The 16,549-nt window shown below is 62.7% G+C and carries 15 protein-coding genes; 8 read left to right on the top strand and 7 right to left on the bottom strand.

Annotation, left to right across the window (positions count from 1 at the left end; genetic code table 11):
- Positions 1–9 precede the first annotated feature (9 nt).
- From GGQ67_RS00495 to GGQ67_RS00475, 5 genes are all read right to left on the bottom strand, one after another.
- Positions 10–975 (bottom strand): hydroxyacid dehydrogenase, encoded by a 966-nt coding sequence (locus tag GGQ67_RS00495; protein WP_183898229.1) that lies wholly within the window; start codon positions 973–975, stop codon positions 10–12.
- Positions 976–1,049: 74 nt separating this feature from the next.
- Positions 1,050–2,039, bottom strand: coding sequence for a 4-hydroxythreonine-4-phosphate dehydrogenase PdxA (gene pdxA / locus GGQ67_RS00490; protein WP_183898228.1), 990 nt, complete (start codon positions 2,037–2,039; stop codon positions 1,050–1,052).
- A gap of 31 nt (positions 2,040–2,070) precedes the next feature.
- Complete coding sequence (locus tag GGQ67_RS00485; RefSeq protein ID WP_183898227.1) at positions 2,071–3,204, bottom strand: iron-containing alcohol dehydrogenase; 1,134 nt, start codon at positions 3,202–3,204, stop codon at positions 2,071–2,073.
- Between the two features lie 345 nt (positions 3,205–3,549).
- On the bottom strand, positions 3,550–4,734 hold the full coding sequence (locus tag GGQ67_RS00480; RefSeq protein ID WP_183898226.1) for a sialidase family protein: 1,185 nt from the start codon (positions 4,732–4,734) through the stop codon (positions 3,550–3,552).
- Positions 4,735–4,744: 10 nt separating this feature from the next.
- Positions 4,745–5,650: a dihydrodipicolinate synthase family protein gene (locus GGQ67_RS00475; protein WP_183898225.1), complete on the bottom strand. Its 906-nt coding sequence runs from the start codon at positions 5,648–5,650 to the stop codon at positions 4,745–4,747.
- A gap of 306 nt (positions 5,651–5,956) precedes the next feature.
- Here GGQ67_RS00475 and GGQ67_RS00470 point away from each other — a divergent pair, with 306 nt between their 5' ends.
- From GGQ67_RS00470 to GGQ67_RS00435, 8 genes are all read left to right on the top strand, one after another.
- A complete protein-coding gene (locus GGQ67_RS00470; protein WP_183898224.1) occupies positions 5,957–7,597 on the top strand; it encodes an ABC transporter substrate-binding protein in 1,641 nt (546 codons plus the stop codon).
- A 158-nt stretch (positions 7,598–7,755) separates the two neighbouring features.
- The gene (locus tag GGQ67_RS00465; protein ID WP_183898223.1) at positions 7,756–8,712 is read left to right on the top strand and encodes an ABC transporter permease; all 957 of its coding nucleotides are present in this window, start codon (positions 7,756–7,758) and stop codon (positions 8,710–8,712) included.
- Between the two features lie 2 nt (positions 8,713–8,714).
- Positions 8,715–9,674: an ABC transporter permease gene (locus GGQ67_RS00460; RefSeq protein ID WP_183898222.1), complete on the top strand. Its 960-nt coding sequence runs from the start codon at positions 8,715–8,717 to the stop codon at positions 9,672–9,674.
- Positions 9,674–10,681 carry an ABC transporter ATP-binding protein gene (locus GGQ67_RS00455; RefSeq protein ID WP_113362685.1) on the top strand — a complete coding sequence of 336 codons (1,008 nt, stop codon included), beginning with the start codon at positions 9,674–9,676 and terminating at the stop codon, positions 10,679–10,681. Before GGQ67_RS00460 ends, GGQ67_RS00455 begins: the two co-directional genes overlap by 1 nt.
- Entirely contained in the window at positions 10,681–11,673 is a 993-nt protein-coding gene (locus GGQ67_RS00450; protein ID WP_183898221.1) for an ABC transporter ATP-binding protein, read from the top strand. The genes GGQ67_RS00455 and GGQ67_RS00450 overlap by 1 nt, the downstream gene beginning before the upstream one ends.
- Positions 11,670–12,731: a four-carbon acid sugar kinase family protein gene (locus tag GGQ67_RS00445; RefSeq protein ID WP_183898220.1), complete on the top strand. Its 1,062-nt coding sequence runs from the start codon at positions 11,670–11,672 to the stop codon at positions 12,729–12,731. Before GGQ67_RS00450 ends, GGQ67_RS00445 begins: the two co-directional genes overlap by 4 nt.
- Positions 12,732–12,750: 19 nt before the next feature.
- A complete protein-coding gene (locus tag GGQ67_RS00440) occupies positions 12,751–13,509 on the top strand; it encodes a FadR/GntR family transcriptional regulator (protein WP_183898219.1) in 759 nt (252 codons plus the stop codon).
- Between the two features lie 105 nt (positions 13,510–13,614).
- A complete protein-coding gene (locus tag GGQ67_RS00435; protein ID WP_183898218.1) occupies positions 13,615–14,382 on the top strand; it encodes an SDR family oxidoreductase in 768 nt (255 codons plus the stop codon).
- Between the two features lie 18 nt (positions 14,383–14,400).
- Here GGQ67_RS00435 and uxuA read toward each other — a convergent pair whose 3' ends face one another.
- Positions 14,401–15,588 (bottom strand): mannonate dehydratase, encoded by a 1,188-nt coding sequence (uxuA, locus tag GGQ67_RS00430; protein ID WP_183898217.1) that lies wholly within the window; start codon positions 15,586–15,588, stop codon positions 14,401–14,403.
- Between the two features lie 43 nt (positions 15,589–15,631).
- Positions 15,632–16,354 (bottom strand): GntR family transcriptional regulator, encoded by a 723-nt coding sequence (locus GGQ67_RS00425; RefSeq protein ID WP_183898216.1) that lies wholly within the window; start codon positions 16,352–16,354, stop codon positions 15,632–15,634.
- Between the last annotated feature and the right edge of the window lie 195 nt (positions 16,355–16,549).

Genomic DNA, 16,549 nt, shown 5'->3' with positions numbered 1-16,549 from the left:
GCGAGCCGTTCAGCGCGCGAGAAAGCGCGCTTCGAGCGGCTTTCCATCCAGCGCATCCAGGACATTTCGTGCCGCCATCACGGATACCGCGCGCTTGGCATCGAGCGTGACGCCCGCCACATGCGGTGAGACCAGCGTGTTGGGGAGCTGGAACAGCGGATTGTCGGCGCCAGGCGGCTCCTGTTCGAAGCTGTCGAGACCGGCGCCGGCGAGATGGCCTTCTTCCAGCGCGCGAATAAGCGCGCCTTCGTCGACGACCTCGCCGCGCGCGGTGTTGATCAGAAGTGCGCCCGATTTCATAAGCGCGATCCGGCGTGCATCGATGAGCTTGTCGGTTTCCGGCGTCAGCGGACAGTGCAGGCTGACAATATCCGATGAAGCGAGCAGCTTATCCAGGTCGGTCTCGCGGCGAACGCTCCCGGCAAACGCGCTTTCCGGCGTATGCGGATCGAAGGCGATAATTTCCATGCCGATCGCGCCGGCCATCTTCGCGAGCGTCTGGCCGATGAAGCCGAAACCGACGATGCCGAGCGTCTGGCCACGCAGTTCCCGGCCCTGATACTGGTTCTTGTCCCAGATGCCGTCGCGGATCAGCGCATCCTGCCGCGGCAGGTCCTTGGCGAGTGTCATGATCATCGCCAGCGCGTGTTCGGCGACCGAGTGACCGTTGCTGCCAGTTGTCATCGAGACCGGAATGCCGAGCGCGGTGGCGGCCGCGACATTGATATCATTGGTGCCGACGCCATGCTTGGCGATATGCCGGAGCTGTCCGCCAGCCTTCATCTCCTCGGGGCCGAGCTTGTCGGCCAGCAGCCGGATGATGACGGCGTCCGGCTTGTGGGTCTTCATGATGTCGATCACCGCCTGCCTGTCGATATAAGGCTCGGTCGATACGACCGTGACGCCGGCTTCGACCAGCACGGAGAATCCTTCCGGCGCCAGCTGGCCGCCGAGAACGATAACGGTTTTGTTCATTGTTCATCTCCTCCCGCGAGAATGACCGGCCATGGCGCGTGGTGACACCGAGGCGTTTCAGATCTCGTTCCGGATCAGGCCGCCTGACGACGCGGCGAGCGGGCCATCAGTCTGGCATAGGCGATCGCCGAGAGCATGTTGACGTGATTGGCCTTGCCTGTGCCGGCGATATCGAAGGCCGTGCCGTGATCGACGGAGACGCGATCGATCGGCAGGCCCAGCGACACGTTGACGGCCGTGTCGAAGGCGACGAGCTTGATCGGGATATGTCCTTGATCGTGGTATTGCGCGATCACCAGGTCGAAAGCGCCATTATAGGCGCGGGCGAAGACGGTGTCGGCCGAAATCGGCCCGACCACGTCTATACCCTTGGCCTGTGCCAGTTCCACGGCGGGCGCCAGGAATTCGGTGTCCTCGGTGCCAAACAAGCCATTCTCGCCGCAATGCGGGTTGAGGCCGGCAACGGCAATGCGAGCTTTCTTGCCTAGCCGCAGGAAATGCTGGTGACCGGCTTCGATCGTGGCCAGCACGCGCTCGGTGCGTGCCCGTTCGATCGCCCCCTTCAGCGAGATGTGCGTGGAGACGTGAATGGTGTTGAGGCGTTCGGAGGCAAGAAGCATGAACGAGCTTTTCGATCCGGTCAGGTGCGCCAGAAGCCCCGTGTGGCCGTCGAAGTGATGGCCGGCAAGGTTCATCGCCTCCTTGTTGATCGGCGCTGTCACGATGACATCGGCCTCGCGCGACATCGCAAGCTCGACGGCGCGGCTGATGTAGCGGACCGAGGCGTCGCCCGCGACCGGGCTGACCTTGCCGATTTCGGGGAGGGCGGCGCCGAGATCTACTTCATCGACGGCGATGCTGTCATCACCCGACGACCCGGCAAGCGCGAACCGCAGGCCCGTTCCGGCTGAACGATTGGCACGCTCAAGCGCTTCGGTGTTTCCGACGATCACGAAATCGCGGCGCTCGATCTCAGGCAAGGTTGCCAGCGCCTTGACGATCACCTCGGGGCCGACGCCGGCCGGATCACCCAGAGTCACCGCGACTTTTGCATTTCTGTCCATCAGTCACATTCCCTTATTGGATCGAAGGCACTCAGTAGGCGGCTTCGTATATCGAACGTATGTCGGCGCGCGCGAGATCGCGCGGGTTGTTGTCGAGAAGACGACGAATGGCGAAGGCATCGTCGGCCATGGCGTCGAGATCGCTATCCGGCACGCCGAGCGCCGAGAGCTTCATCTCGATGCCGAGATCGGCGCAGAAGGAATAGGCCGCGTCGAAGACCGACTGCACGTCGTCCGATGTCTTGCGGCCAAGCGCGTCCATCACCGCGCGGGTCTTTTCCGGAACCGACGGTGTGTTGAACGCCAGCACATGCGGGAAGATCAGCGCATTCGCGGCGCCATGGGCGATATGCCAGCGCGTGCCGAGCGGATAGGCCAGCGCGTGACCGCCAGCCGTGTTGACCGGCCCGAGACAGAAACCGCCGTAAAGCGAGGCGAGCGCCAGGCCGGCGCGGGCCTCGGCGTCGGCGCCATCCTTGACGGCGCGGGCGAGATACTTGCCGACCAGTCGGGTTCCCTCGATCGCGTAGAGGTCGATCATTGGATGCGCCTTGCGATTGGTGAAGGCCTCGACGCAATGCGCCATGGCATCGACACCCGTCGCCGCCGTCGTGCGCGCCGGAACGGTGAAGGTCAGCGCCGGGTCGATGACGGCGATATCGGCGAGCATGTGGATGCTTTCGACGGCAAGCTTGGCCATCGTCTTGGGATCGGTGACCAGCGCGCGAATGCCCGCTTCACTGCCCGTTCCAGCCGTCGTCGGCACTTGCGCCAGCGCCACGCGGCGTGGGCCGTGAACCTTGTTGGGACCGACGACTTCGCGCAGCGTCTGCGACGAGCCGGCAAGAACGGCGGCCAGCTTTGCAAGATCCATGGCACTGCCGCCGCCGAACCCGACGACCAGCTGCGCATCGGCGGCATTGGCGGCCGCAAGCACCTTGTCGAGATTGGCGGTGTCTGGCTCCGGCGTCACATCGGCGAAAACCGTGATATCACCCTTCAGGCCGAGTGTTTCGACGCGCGTGGAATTGAATGCGTCGGAAATAACGAGGATCCGGGCATAGCCCTTGTCGCTCGCCCATTTGCCCAGGCGCTCCGCCGTCCCCACGCCGAACTCGATGATATCGGGCCTGATGATTGTGATAGGCGAATCCAAGCTGACCACCGGATTACTCCTCCCCTGCGGTATCGCGGCATCTCTCGGTGCCGCCAAGATGTAAATTTGTTATACCAGCTTCGTCGTGTTGGCAAGCTTGGAGAGTATATTTGTTCGGAAAAATACAATGCGCTCCAGCTGCCTGGCCGTCATGTTCGTCGAAAATATCCACTATATAATTGATAATATTGAATTATTGTGCGACGCAGAAAAGTTTCTGTACGAAGCGACCCTTTACGCGGTGCATTGGCCAGCGATCGACGAATTTGTAAATTCCAACCAATGCGGCGCCAGATCGACGCGCCAAGCTGGCCCGCTGGCGCGTCGATTTGACAAGCGAAACGAGACCCGGCGTCAGCCGAGCGCGTCGGGAGACAGCCGCACATACTTGATCGCGCGGCGATAGTACGTGTAGGCGATATGCACCGTGCCATCGGCCCCCTGGGTGATCGACGCGTAGGAAAACTCGCGGTTGACGGCATCCTTCGAGTTGTTGCTCAAGCAGTAGCCATCGCCGGTATCGAGGTCGATCCGGCGCGGAAAGCTGTGGCCGCCATCCGCCGAAAAGGCGAGGCTAAGCGGCGCGCGCGGCACGCCCCAGATCGCCTTGCGCCTTTGGTGCGGCTCGACTGCGGCGGACGCGGTTTCCTCGTCGCCTTCGATCTCGTCATAGAGCGACAGGCGCCGGGCGTCGGACATCGAGGCATTACAGTGGTTGTAAACCATTGCAATGTCGCCATTTTTCAGCTTGGTTGCCTGGATGGACGAGTTGTTGTTCGGCAGGTCGATCGGCTCCGGCGCGCTCCAGCTTTCGCCGTCACGCGAGCGGCTGGACAATACCGATTCGGCGAAGCGGTTGCGATAGAAGGCGACGAATTCACCGTTCGGCAAGGGCACGATGTTCATGTGAACAGCGCCCACGCTGTCGGGCACCTCGGTCATCGCCCAGCTTTTCCCGGCGTCGCGCGAGATCAGTACGCCCGCGGTATCGGCGTCGCCCGTCCAACGCTCGCCGGACAGTCCGACGCAGCGAAAGACGGGTAGAAGCCAGGTGCCGGCGCTGTTGACGACAATGGGCTGCCTAACGAACGTGCCGGGAAGATCGCACAGCACTCGGACGTCGCCGAAGGTAAGGCCGCCGTCTCTGGATATCCGACATTTGACAACCGAGCCGTCCTGGTTTCCAGATGTCTGCGAGGTGTAAAGCAGCCAGACATTTCCATCAGGAGCATTGAAAATCAATGGATTTTGCTCGGACTTTGCGGGATCGTCGGACATTTTCTCCGGTTGCGACCATTGCGTTGAGCCGGGCACCAGGCGCGACATGTAAATCGAGATGTCGCCCATGCCCTCCATCGTGCCGCCGAACCACACACAGGTCAGCGTCCCGTCCGGCAGGAAGGCCAGATTGGCCGCATGGTTCTGGATGCAGGGGGAGGGTAGGTAGGCGTCGAAACGTCCGCTTTCGCTGCGATTGGCGGTAATTTCACCCGTCATCAGGGCCGGAACGGCATCCGGCTGCAAACCCGTGAAGGCCATGTCGTCCTCCTTACGGCAGCGTCTTGTAGGCTTCGGCAAGCGATGCGTAATCCGCGTCGCTGATCGGCATCAGCGGTGCGCGCGTACGCTTCCAGGCGGGGTTGCCGGTCTTCAGGCCGACCATCGCCTTGATGGTCGGGATCTGGACGTAGGAATTGGACAGCGTGCGGTAGGCGTTGATGCGCGCCTGCGCGGTTTCGACTGCGTCGGCGCTGCTTTCGTCGTGCACCTTGTCATAGACGGTGCGCAGCGAATCCGCGACGAGGTTGGAGGTTGCCGTGATGCAGCCGGCGCCGCCTGCCTTCAACAATGGCAGCAGCAGCGGATCGGCGCCCGCAAGAACCGAGAAACCCGGGTAGGCGGCGATGATTGCCTGCATGTTGTTGAAATCGCCCGCCGATTCCTTGATACCGACGACCGTTTCAGGGAAGGCTTCGATCAGTCGTCCGATCAGCGGCACCGACAGCGGAACGCCTGAAACCTGCGGAATATGATAGAGGATGACCTGCAACCTGTTGTCGGCGATCTTCTCCAGGATCTGGGAATAGGCGGCAAACAGGCCGTCGTCGGAGACGCCCTTGTAGTAGAAGGGCGGCAGCATCACGACCTTCGTCACGCCGAGCGACAGGGCATGCTTGGTCAGCTCCACCGTCTCCTGGATGGCGACGACGCCGGTGCCTGGCAACAACTTGTCCGCGGGGATCCCCGCCTTCAGTGCCGCCTCGAGGATCGCCTTGCGCTCGCTCGACGAAAAGGAATTCGCCTCGCCCGTGGTGCCCAGAAGCGCCACGCCGTGGCATCCTTCCGAAAGCAGGCGCTGGCAATGCTCGGTGAAGAGGCCGAGATCCGGGCTTCCGTCGGCATTGAGGGGGGTGGCGGCTGCACTATAGACACCGGTGATCTTGTGATTGTTCATGTCGTCCTCCTCGGATGAACGCCGCAAATGGCGGCAAAAGGCGGGAAGTCCAGCCCTGCAAGATGCGGGTTTTCTCATCCTCGTTCCGCATGTTGTCAATATGATAAAGCGCATTTCAATCGATCGAATTTTTTAAGCGTTTGAAATTTAATAAGAAAAATTTTTGTGCGTTTTGCCGGCGTGTTGTTGAATTAATTTCTGTTGACATATTTACATTATCGAGCGAGTGTCAGCGCCATGTCATGACGCACTTTCGGGATGGAGCGAAAGATGGAGACGTCATCGATTTTGTCATGGGAGGATGGAATGACTGATCGGACTAACAGCGAAAATAAAGGAATGTCGCGTCGCGAGGCGTTGAAGCTCAGTCTGGCCGCAGGCGTCGGCCTGACGATTTTCGGCCTGAATGCGCGCATCGTGCTCGCCCAGGACGGCCAGGTTCTGAAGGTGGCCAACCCGGCGTTCAACCAGGATTGGTCGCCACTACGCGGCGGCGGCGTTCCATTCCGCTGGAACTCGATCTGGTGGGCCTCGCCGATGTATTTCGACAGCGAAGGCAAGATCAAGCCTTACGTCTTCACCAGCTGGGAATCATCGGACAACAAGGTCTGGACCTTCAAGATCGACCCCAAGGCCGTCTTCTCGGACGGCAGCAAGATCACCTCGGCCGACGTCAAGGGCTCATGGGAAGTCGCTTCCATGCCCAATACCAAGAGCCAGCGCGCCGACCAGGTGCTGAGCAAGGTTCAGGGCTACAAGGAAATCGGCGCCGGTTCCGGCAACGAGCTGACGGGCGTTGCCACGCCTGACGAGGGCACGGTTGTCGTAACGCTGACGGAAGCCGACCCGATATTCTTCATGCGCCTTGCAAACCACATCGCGCCGATCACCAAGGCCGCGCAGTCTCGCGGCAGCGACGGCGAGGAAGTGGTGGATTGGTACAAGCCCGACAGCAGCGCCGTCTATTCTGGCCCGTTCAAGCTCACCAGCATCGATATCGACGCCGGCAAGCTGGTGTTCGAGCCGAACGAGAACTTCTTCGGCCCGAAGCCGAAGCTGGCGCGCATCGAAATCACCTCGATCGAGGACAACGTCACCGCGACGTCGCTGATCAAGTCCGGCGAGTTCAACGCACACACCGAGCTGGTCACCTCGACGATCATCCAGGACCTCGGCCCTGAATTTTCCGCCGGCCCGCTGATCCCGACCAGCCAGCACTTCTGGTTCAACGTCACCCGCGCGCCGATGGACGATCCGAAGGTTCGCCAGGCGCTGATCATGGCAATCGACCGTGACGGTCTCTTCAAGGCCTCCTATCCCGATGGTCCGCACAAGAAGGCCGATCAGATCCTGAACTCGGTGCCTGGCGCCGACAATTCCGGCTTCGAGCCCTATCCTTACGATCCGGCCGCCGCCAAGAAGCTGCTCGCCGAATCCAGCTATGGCGGGCCTGAGCGCCTGCCGAAGATCCTCTTCGTCGGTATCTCCGCTCCGGCCATTCAGGCCGCGGCGCAGTTCATCGCCGAACAGTGGCGGCAGAACCTCGGCATTACCGCCGTCGACATGAAGCCGCAGCAGGACTCCTACGCCGGTCCGGACCAGAACTCGGTGCAGATCTTCCGCGACGACGTCGGCACCCGCGTGCCTGACGCCGTATCCTATCTCGCCGGCTGCATTGCCTCGACCTCGTCCAACGCCCAGAACAAGCTTGGCGGCTACAAGAACGAGAAGGTGGACTCCGCTCTCGCCGAAGCAGCGACCAAGGCGGCCGACGATCCCGATCGCATCAAGCTCGCACAGGATGCCCAAAAGGCATTCCGCGAGGATTGGGCCTTCATTCCGTGGTATTCTCAGGCGATGTCGCGCTGGGCCACCAAGGAGGTCAAGGGCATGGAGAAGAACCTCGACTGGCAGGTCGTGGCGCCCTGGGACATTTCGATCGGCTGAGCCGCTCAGAAACCTACGAACAGATAGCCCGCCCGTAATCGGATTCTGGGCAAATTAGCAACCGCGCGAAGACCGCAAGGCCTTCGCGCAAGTTTCAAGAAGACATCGCATGTCCGCATCGCCGCGGAAACGTGTCTACCAACCGGTGGGAGGTGACCTTGTTACGCTACGTGCTAACCCGGTTTGCCATCTGGATTCCGTCAGTCCTGATCGTAATGCTGGCCGTCTATGCGCTGGCTTTCTATGGTGCTGGCGATCCGATCAAGCTGATCTTTCTGCGTGCACCCGGCGATGTCGCCTATAATCCGCAGCGCATCGAAGCCATCCGCGAAAGTGCCGGCCTGAACAGGCCCTTCATCGAGCAGTTCGGCCTTTACATCTGGAACCTCCTGCATGGGCAGTTCGGCAATTCGCTGACCTCGGGCCGCTCGGTCTGGGCGATGGTCTCCGCCGCCGCTCCCGTTTCCTTCAAGCTGGCGCTCTGTTCCATCATCCTGACGACGGTCATTGCCATTCCGCTCGGCATGATCGCCGCGATGAACCAGAACAGCCGCCTCGACTATGCCATCCTCGGATCGGCGCTCTTCCTCTGGGCGATCCCGGCCTATGTCGCCGGCCCGCTGCTGATGGTCGGTCTCATCGTTCTCCTGCCTGGTGTCAGCGTTCCCTATGGCTGGGGCGGCGTCTTCGACGTGCGCATCCTGCTGCCGCTGATCGTCCTCTCCTTCCAGCCGATCGCGCTGATCGTGCGCCAGACGCGCGCTGCCGTCATCGAGGTGCTGTCGGAGGATTTCGTCCGCACCGCCCGCGCCAAGGGTGTGCCTGAAATGGTGGTAGCCTTGCGCCATATCCTGCGCCCGGTGCTGACACCCGTCGTCACGCAGCTCGGCCTTATCATGATCACCATCGTCAACGGCGCGATCTTCGTCGAGCTCGTCTTCGGTCTGCCCGGTCTCGGCCGCCTGACCGTGCAGGCGCTGACCAATTCCGACTATCCCGTCATTCTGGCGATCACGCTCATCGGATCCTTCCTGGTGATGATGTCGAACCTCCTGGTCGATGTTCTCTATCCGCTACTCGATCCGCGTGCCAACGATGCAAGAAGGAGCCGCTGACCATGTCCGCTATCCCTCTCTCTCCAGTCGCCCAACAGGAAGAGGCGCCCGTCAATCTGTGGCGCGACGCCTGGTATCGACTGAAGCGCAACAAGCTCGCCGTCTTCGGGCTCATCGTCGTGGCCATACTCGCCTTCACCGCGATCTTCGGCCCTTATCTGACACCCTATGACTATCTGAGCCAGGATCTGCAGGCCCGCAACGCCACCCCGTCGCTGACGCATCTTTTCGGCACCGACGATCTCGGCCGCGACGTCTTCAGCCGCGTCGTCTTCGGCACCCGCACGGCCTTCCTGGTCGCTGTCATCGTCACCGTCATCGCGGTCTTCATCGGCACGCTGCTCGGCGCCATCGCCGGCTTCTTCGGCAATCCGTTCGATCGCGTGATCATGTGGCTGACCGACATGACCATGTCGGTACCGAATCTGCTTCTCGTTGTCGTCATCAACGCTTCGCTGAAGGCGCCGATCGCCAATTGGATGGAAGCGCAGTATCTGGCGACCCTCAATCCCTTCTATCGCCAGACCGTGTGGGTCGACTTCATGCTGGTCTTCGGCTCGATGGCGCTGATCTCCTGGCCGCCCTATGCGCGTCTCGTCCGCGCCCAGGTCCTGTCGATCCGCGGCCGTCCCTATATCACCGCCGCGCAGGCGCTCGGCCTGTCGAACTGGGTCATCATGAAGCGCTACGTCATTCCGAATGCGCTTGGCCCGTTGATCGTCTCGGTCAGCGCCGGTCTCGGCACGGCCATGGTGCTCGAAAGCGCCTTCAGCTTCCTCGGCGTCGGCGTCAATCCGCCCACACCCAGCTGGGGCAACATGATCTCCGACGGCCTGCGTGTCTGGCAGCACTATCCGCATCTGCTGGCCGCCCCGGCCGCCGTCCTCGGCCTTGCCTCGGTCGCCTTCAGCTTCCTCGGCGATGGCCTCAACGATGCACTCAATCCGCGGGGTTCCAAATAATGAACACGACGCGATCCAATGAGAAACTGCTCGATGTCCGCGGCCTGACCGTCGAGATCGACGGCAGAAACGGCCCGGCGGTCGTGGTCGATGGCATCGACCTGCATGTCAACAAGGGCGAGACGCTCGGCGTCGTCGGCGAATCCGGCTGCGGCAAGAGCCTGACCATGCTGAGCTTGATGCGGCTTCTGCCGAACAAGATCAAGGTCACCAAGGGCTCGGCGAGCTTCGATGGTCACGACCTGCAGAAGATGTCGAACAGGGAACTGCGCAAGGTGCGCGGCGGCGATATCGGCTTCGTCTTCCAGGACCCGATGACCTCGCTCAACCCGGTGATGCGTATCGGCGACCAGATCTGCGAGCCGCTGATCTACCACCGCGGCATGAAGAAGGCCGAGGCACGCACCCGCGCCGTCGAGCTTTTGCGCCTCGTCGGCATTCCGGGCCCGGAAGAGCGACTGCAGGCCTATCCGCACGAACTCTCCGGCGGCATGCGCCAGCGCGTGATGATCGCGATCGGTCTCGCCTGCAATCCGAAGCTTCTGATCGCCGATGAACCGACGACGGCGCTCGACGTCACCATCCAGGCGCAGATCGTCGATCTCGTGAAGGATCTGCGCGCCAAGCTCGGCATGTCGGTCGTCTGGATCACCCACGACCTGGCGCTGATCGCCGGTCTCGTCGATCGCGTCGCCGTGCTCTATGCCGGCACGGTGGTCGAGGATGCCCCCGTCGACGAACTCTACGCTCGCCCGAGCCACCCCTACACGCGCGGCCTGCTCGCTTCGATCCCGAAGCTGTCGGATGCGCCGGCAAGCCGTCTGAGCTCGATCGGCGGCACGCCGCCGGAACCCGGCCGCCGTCCCAAGGGCTGCCCCTTTGCCCCGCGCTGTCCGCTGGCGGAAGCCGTCTGCCACGAGCGTGTGCCGAAACTCGAGCCCATTTCAGGCGCTGGAAACCATCGCACCGCCTGCTTCGTCGTCCAGAAAATGCAGGAGGCCGCGTGATGGGTGCCCAACCGCTGCTCAAGGTCGAAAACCTCGTCAAGCATTTCCACGTCAAGCTCGGCGCCTTCGGCGAACGCTCGGCCACCGTCTATGCGCTCGACAACGTCAATCTCGACATCATGGAAGGCGAGACGCTCTCGCTCGTCGGCGAATCCGGCTGCGGCAAGTCGACAACAGGCTTCACCATCCTCAACCTCTACAAGGCGACATCCGGAAAAGTCGTCTACAAGGGGCAGGATCTGGCGACGCTGGATGAAAAGCAGATGCGGCCTTTCCGTCGCGACCTGCAGATCGTCTTCCAGGACCCTTATTCCACGCTCAACCCGCGCATGACGATCGGCGAAGCCGTCGGCGAGCCGATCCTTTTCCACAAGCTCTGCTCCAAGGCCGAGTTGAACGACCGCGTCGCGGCGCTGCTCACCGACGTCGGCCTGCCGACCCGCTTCGCGCAGCGTTATCCGCACGAGCTTTCCGGTGGTCAGCGCCAGCGTGTCGTCATTGCCCGCGCGCTTGCCTGCCAGCCGAAGTTCATCGTCTGCGACGAGGCGATCTCGGCGCTCGACGTGTCGATCCAGGCGCAGATCATCAACCTGCTGCTCGACCTGCAGGAGAAATATGGGCTGACCTACCTGTTCATCGCTCACGACCTCGCCGTCGTGCGCCATATCAGCACCCGCGTCGGCGTCATGTATCTCGGGCGTTTGGCGGAGCTCGCGACCCGTGAGGAGCTGTTCGAAAACCCGCTGCACCCCTACACCAAGGCGTTGCTATCGGCCGTTCCGGAAACCGATCCGGAGCTTGAACGCACCCGCACACGGCAGATCCTCCAAGGCGACGTGCCGAGCCCGCTTAACCCACCCAGCGGCTGCCGCTTCCATTCGCGCTGCCCGATCGCCATGGATGTATGCAGCAAGGTCGTGCCGGAGTGGAAGGAAGCAAAGCCCGGCCACCTCGTCGCCTGCCACGCGGTGAACACGGGACAGACTGCATGACGCTGAAGGTCGCGATCATCGCAGACGATCTGACCGGCGCGCTCGACACGGGAACCCCGTTCGTCGACGCCGGTCTTTCCGTTGCCGTGGCGATCGAGATCGAGGCCATCGAGGACGCTCTGGCGACCGGTTGCGAGGTGGCAGTTGTTAACACCGCCTCGCGCGCCCTCCCGGAGGGGGAAGCGGCGAGAAGGGCCGGCCTCGCGGCCAGCGCTCTTCTTGCCGCACATCCCGACATCGTGCTGAAGAAAATCGATTCCCGGCTGAAGGGCAATGTCGCGGCCGAAAGTGCCGCCATTGCCGCCATCTTCGGCCATCGCGAGGTAGCGGTCGCCCCCGCCATTCCCGACCAGGAGCGTTTCACCCGTGACGGCCATGTGGTCGGACGCGGTGTGGAGGTGCCGTTGTCGGTTGCCGCCCTTTTCGACGGCAGTGCCGATCGGGTTGTGATCGCAGACGCAAGCAGCGATGCGGATCTCGACCAGCTCGTCTCAGCGCATGATTGGACGACGACGCTAGCCGTTGGCGCCCGCGGACTCGGCAGCGCTTTTGCCCGTCATCTTCGCCGCGGACGTGGCTCGGTAACGGCGTTCGACCCGGCGCGCAATACGCTCTTCGCATTCGGCTCACGCGATCCGATCACCGGCGCGCAAATGGCCCGGCTCGAGGCGTCGGGGTCTCTGCGTGCCTCGATCGCGGCGCCGATGGGTGCGCTCGACCAGACTGAAGCGCTGGACCTGCCTGCACTGCTATGCTGCACCGGCGACATATCGGAGGACGCGGTCGCCGTTGCCGATCGCTTCGCCAGGGGCGTGAGATCGGCGATCGAACGGACGCATCCCGATATGCTGATGGTTGGCGGTGGCGACACGGCTCTGGCGGTGTTTAGGGCGCTCGGCGTTCGCACGCTGCTGCCGAAGGGGGAAATAGAGGCGGGGATACCCTGGTTCGACGTGACGGCCGCCGATGGTCGCCATTTCCGTTGTGCGGTAAAGTCGGGGGGCTTTGGGAAACCCGATAGTTTGCTAAGACTGATTTCTCAGAATCAGGCGGCCTGAAACAATGCCTGCGGGGAGAATGGACGTGGATGAAGCAAACGGTGCGCCGGCAACGCCGGCGCCGAAGCCGGAGCGCGGCAAGCCGATGAAGCTGGTGGACCGTGTGTTCGATCAGTTGCAGGAACGCATTCGTGCCGGGAATTATCCGCCGGACTCGCGGCTCCCCGGCGAGCACGAGCTTGCCTCCATGCTCGGGGTTTCCCGGCCGATCGTCCGCGACGCGCTGGCCAAGCTGCGTGACCAGGGCATGGTCTACGCCCGCCAGGGCGCCGGCACCTTCGTCAGCGCCAACAGTTCGCCGACGACCCATCTTTCCTATTCGCCGGTCAAGACGATCGCCGATATCCAGCGCTGCTACGAGTTCCGCCTGACGATCGAGCCGGCCGCGGCCTTCTTCGCCGCCAAGCGCCGCGATGAGGCCGCGATCCAGAAAATCGCCTCGGCGCTTGCCGATCTCAGAGAAGCCACGAGCCATCAACTGCACAGGACCGACGCGGATTTCAATTTCCACCGCGCCGTGACGGAAGCCGCCAACAACCATTACTACACGGCCTCGATCGATGCGCTCAAAGCCCATATCGCGGTCGGCATGCATCTCCACGGGTTGTCCTTGCTGGGGCCGAGGCCCGGCCTCGAGCAGGTCTTCCAGGAGCACAACGCCATCTACAAGGCCATCGCGGACGGCCGCGCCGAAGAGGCGCGCGACCTGATGCGGTCACATCTCGAAGGATCTCGCGACCGATTGTTCGAGGGCAGGGCGCTCGATCTGTCGTTCTGATGCGGTGCTGATGTCGATGGCGTTCGATGGTCTGGCGCAAGCAGGACTTGCCGCATCGGCGTTTCGCGCTCATGTAGACCGGATCAGGCTGCATGGAGACCCGGCATGACATTCCCGTTGTTCGACCTCACAGGCAAGCGCGCGCTGGTGACCGGATCGTCGCAAGGCATTGGGCTGACGCTGGCGCGCGGTCTGGCCGAGCACGGCGCCTCGGTCGTGATCAACGGCCGCGACGCGGACAAGCTTGCCGCGGCGGCGCGGGGTCTGTCGGATTCCGGGCACGATGTTCATGTCTCTGCCTTCGACGTCACGGATCATGACGAGGTGAAGAGCGCGGTCGATAGCCTCGAGCGCGATATCGGGCCGATCGACATCCTCGTCAACAATGCAGGCATGCAGTTTCGCGCGCCGCTCGATGTGTTTCCGTCAGACAAATGGGATCAGCTGCTGCGCACCAACATTTCCAGCGTCTTTTATGTCAGCCAGGCGGTCGCGACGCATATGATCGCGCGCGGCCGCGGCAAGATCATCAACATTGCTTCCGTGCAAAGCGAATTGGCGCGTCCGGGCATCGCCCCCTATACGGCAACCAAGGGTGCGGTGAAGAACCTGACGCGCGGGATGTCGGCCGATTGGGCCAAACACGGCCTGCAGGCGAACGCCATCGCGCCCGGCTATTTCGATACGCCGCTCAATCAGGCCTTGGTCGATAGCGAGGAATTCACGGCATGGCTGGAAAAGCGGACGCCCGCCGGACGCTGGGGCAATATCGACGAGCTGATCGGCGCCGCCGTGTTTCTGGCAGCGCCGGCATCCTCCTTCGTCAACGGCCACACCCTTTATGTCGATGGCGGCATCACCACCTCTCTGTGAAAGGTGCACACGCTTTCGTCAGGTCGGCGGCGCGCCCAGTGCGTGCAGGATGCCGCGAAGCTCGGCGAGCCCTCGCAAGCGACCGATCGCCGGATAGCCCGGCGTCGTGGTCTTGTTGAGGTCGTCGAGCATCCGGTGGCCGTGGTCGGAGCGGAAAACGATCGTCTCGTCTGACTTGCGATTGCGGTCCTCGGCGACCAGCTCCTTCAGCACGGCAACCATGTCGACATCGCCTTCGAGGTGAGCGCTTTCGTGGAAGCTGCGGCCGTCCCCTTCGCGTTTGGTCGCACGCAGATGCGCGAAGTGGATGCGCGAGGCAAACCGGCGCGCGATGGCGGGCAGGTCGTTATCAGCGCGTACGCCGAGACTGCCGGTGCAGTAGCACATGCCGTTAGCCAGAGACGGGACCGCATTGAACAGCGCTGCATAATCCTCGGCGGTGGACGCGATGCGCGGCAGGCCGAACAGGGAGCGGGGCGGGTCGTCGGGATGAAGCGTCAGCTTGACGCCACGGGCTTCCGCCACCGGCGCCACGGCTTCGAGAAATTCGATCAGATGCTGGCGCAGTCGCGCCGCATCGATGCCGGCATACGCGGCGAGCCTGTCGCGAAATTCAGGAATGGTGAGCGGCTCTGTCGTCGAGCCCGGCAAGGCCGAGGTGATGTTACGGGTGATGTCGGCGATGTCGCTTTCCGACATGGACTCGAAGGCGATGCGGGCGCGCGCCTTGTCTTCCTGCGAGTAGGCCGCATCGGCGCCGTCGCGCTGCAGAATGAAAAGATCGAAGGCGGCGAACTTCTCGTGGTCGAAACGCATCGCCGTCGCGCCGGTGTCGATCTCGTGGTCGAGGTCGGTCCGTGTCCAGTCGACGACGGGCATGAAATTGTAGCAGACGATCGGGATGCCGCAGGCCGCGACCGCCTCAAGGCTGGCGATCCATGCTTCGATCTCCGCCGTGGCCTGCCCCCCCTTGCGCTTCACCGCGTCCGGAATGGGAATGCTTTCGACGACCGACCAGGTGAGCGGCGAGCGCGCTGATGGCGTCGTCTCGATCATCGCCTGCCGCTCGCGCACTTCGGCCTCGGTCCATGCACGGCCGATTGGCACCTGGTGCAGCGATGACACGATGTTGGTCGCCCCGGTTTGTCTCACCTCGTCGAGAGCGACCGGTGCGTCCGGTCCGAACCATCTCCAACCCTGCCGCATCTGTTTCCTCCTTCCATGCCTTTTGTTTTGCTGTTGCTGTTCGTCAGCAGAAATAATCGGGATAGCGCGTACGCAGCTCCGCCACGTCGGGGATGACGGCGCTCAGATGATGCGTCATCGCCGCGCGCGCGGCCTCCACGTCATGCGCGGCGATCGCGTCACGGATGACCGCGTGCTCGCCCACCACATTCTCCATGCGGCCCAGCACCGGCAGTGTCAGCCGCCGAGCACGGTCGATCTGTACCTTGACGGATTTGAGGATGCCCCAGATGCCGGGATAGCCGGCAATCTGCGCGATCGCCTCGTGAAAGGCCTCATCCTCTTCGTGAAAGCCCGAGGTGTCGCCCAGGATGGAGAGTGCTCTCTGGCGCGTGATGATGGCGTCGAGGCGGGACAGATCGGGCGCCGAGGCTATCTGCGCGGCGCGCTCGACCGTGGTGCCCTCCAGCGCCTTGCGCACAACGACCGCCTCGGGGATCGCCGATACCGGCACGCGCGACACGACGGTGCCCGACTGCGGGTAGATATCAACCAGCCCACCTTCCGAAAGCCGAAGCAAGGCCTCGCGCACGGGCGTCCGGCTGACCGCGAAATCCTCGGCGATCCGCTTTTCCTGCAACGCCATGCCGGGCGGCATCTTCAGGGAGACGATGTCGTCGTAAAGCCGTTCGAAAATCGCGTCCGCCGTAGTAACGCGCCGCAGCTTGGGCGGCCGCTCGGCCTGTGCCGAAAGGTCGGGAGTGGCGGTGGCTGCGGCTGGATGCATGTAGTGCCCTAACGTTGACTTGAATGTGAATACTAGTATATCAATTAAACATGGCTGCCAAGATCCACCGCGGAGGAACGGTGTTTTTGGCAGGGAATTCAGGAGGTTCCAAAAAAGCAGGCCAGAAAATCCGACCGCGAAAATGGATCAGGATACGCAGTTGCACGGATTTGTTGTGCTCCGTGCGGCCACAAG

It is taken from the genome of Rhizobium metallidurans (assembly GCF_014196505.1).
In the GTDB taxonomy this organism is placed as follows: domain Bacteria; phylum Pseudomonadota; class Alphaproteobacteria; order Rhizobiales; family Rhizobiaceae; genus Rhizobium; species Rhizobium metallidurans.
The sequence above is the reverse complement of the archived record's forward strand: the minus strand, read 5'-3'. Positions and strand labels throughout refer to the sequence as shown.

Bases quoted from the DNA above. Each gene is read 5' to 3' on its own strand.
- GGQ67_RS00460 (WP_183898222.1), top strand. From the start codon at position 8,715: ATGTCCGCTATCCCTCTCTCTCCAGTCGCCCAACAGGAAGAGGCGCCC.
- GGQ67_RS00425 (WP_183898216.1), bottom strand. From the start codon at position 16,354: ATGCATCCAGCCGCAGCCACCGCCACTCCCGACCTTTCGGCACAGGCC.
- GGQ67_RS00475 (WP_183898225.1), bottom strand. From the start codon at position 5,650: ATGAACAATCACAAGATCACCGGTGTCTATAGTGCAGCCGCCACCCCC.
- GGQ67_RS00450 (WP_183898221.1), top strand. From the start codon at position 10,681: ATGGGTGCCCAACCGCTGCTCAAGGTCGAAAACCTCGTCAAGCATTTC.
- GGQ67_RS00440 (WP_183898219.1), top strand. From the start codon at position 12,751: ATGGACGTGGATGAAGCAAACGGTGCGCCGGCAACGCCGGCGCCGAAG.
- uxuA (WP_183898217.1), bottom strand. From the start codon at position 15,588: ATGCGGCAGGGTTGGAGATGGTTCGGACCGGACGCACCGGTCGCTCTC.
- GGQ67_RS00445 (WP_183898220.1), top strand. From the start codon at position 11,670: ATGACGCTGAAGGTCGCGATCATCGCAGACGATCTGACCGGCGCGCTC.
- pdxA (WP_183898228.1), bottom strand. From the start codon at position 2,039: ATGGACAGAAATGCAAAAGTCGCGGTGACTCTGGGTGATCCGGCCGGC.
- GGQ67_RS00470 (WP_183898224.1), top strand. From the start codon at position 5,957: ATGACTGATCGGACTAACAGCGAAAATAAAGGAATGTCGCGTCGCGAG.
- GGQ67_RS00480 (WP_183898226.1), bottom strand. From the start codon at position 4,734: ATGGCCTTCACGGGTTTGCAGCCGGATGCCGTTCCGGCCCTGATGACG.
- GGQ67_RS00435 (WP_183898218.1), top strand. From the start codon at position 13,615: ATGACATTCCCGTTGTTCGACCTCACAGGCAAGCGCGCGCTGGTGACC.
- GGQ67_RS00455 (WP_113362685.1), top strand. From the start codon at position 9,674: ATGAACACGACGCGATCCAATGAGAAACTGCTCGATGTCCGCGGCCTG.
- GGQ67_RS00495 (WP_183898229.1), bottom strand. From the start codon at position 975: ATGAACAAAACCGTTATCGTTCTCGGCGGCCAGCTGGCGCCGGAAGGA.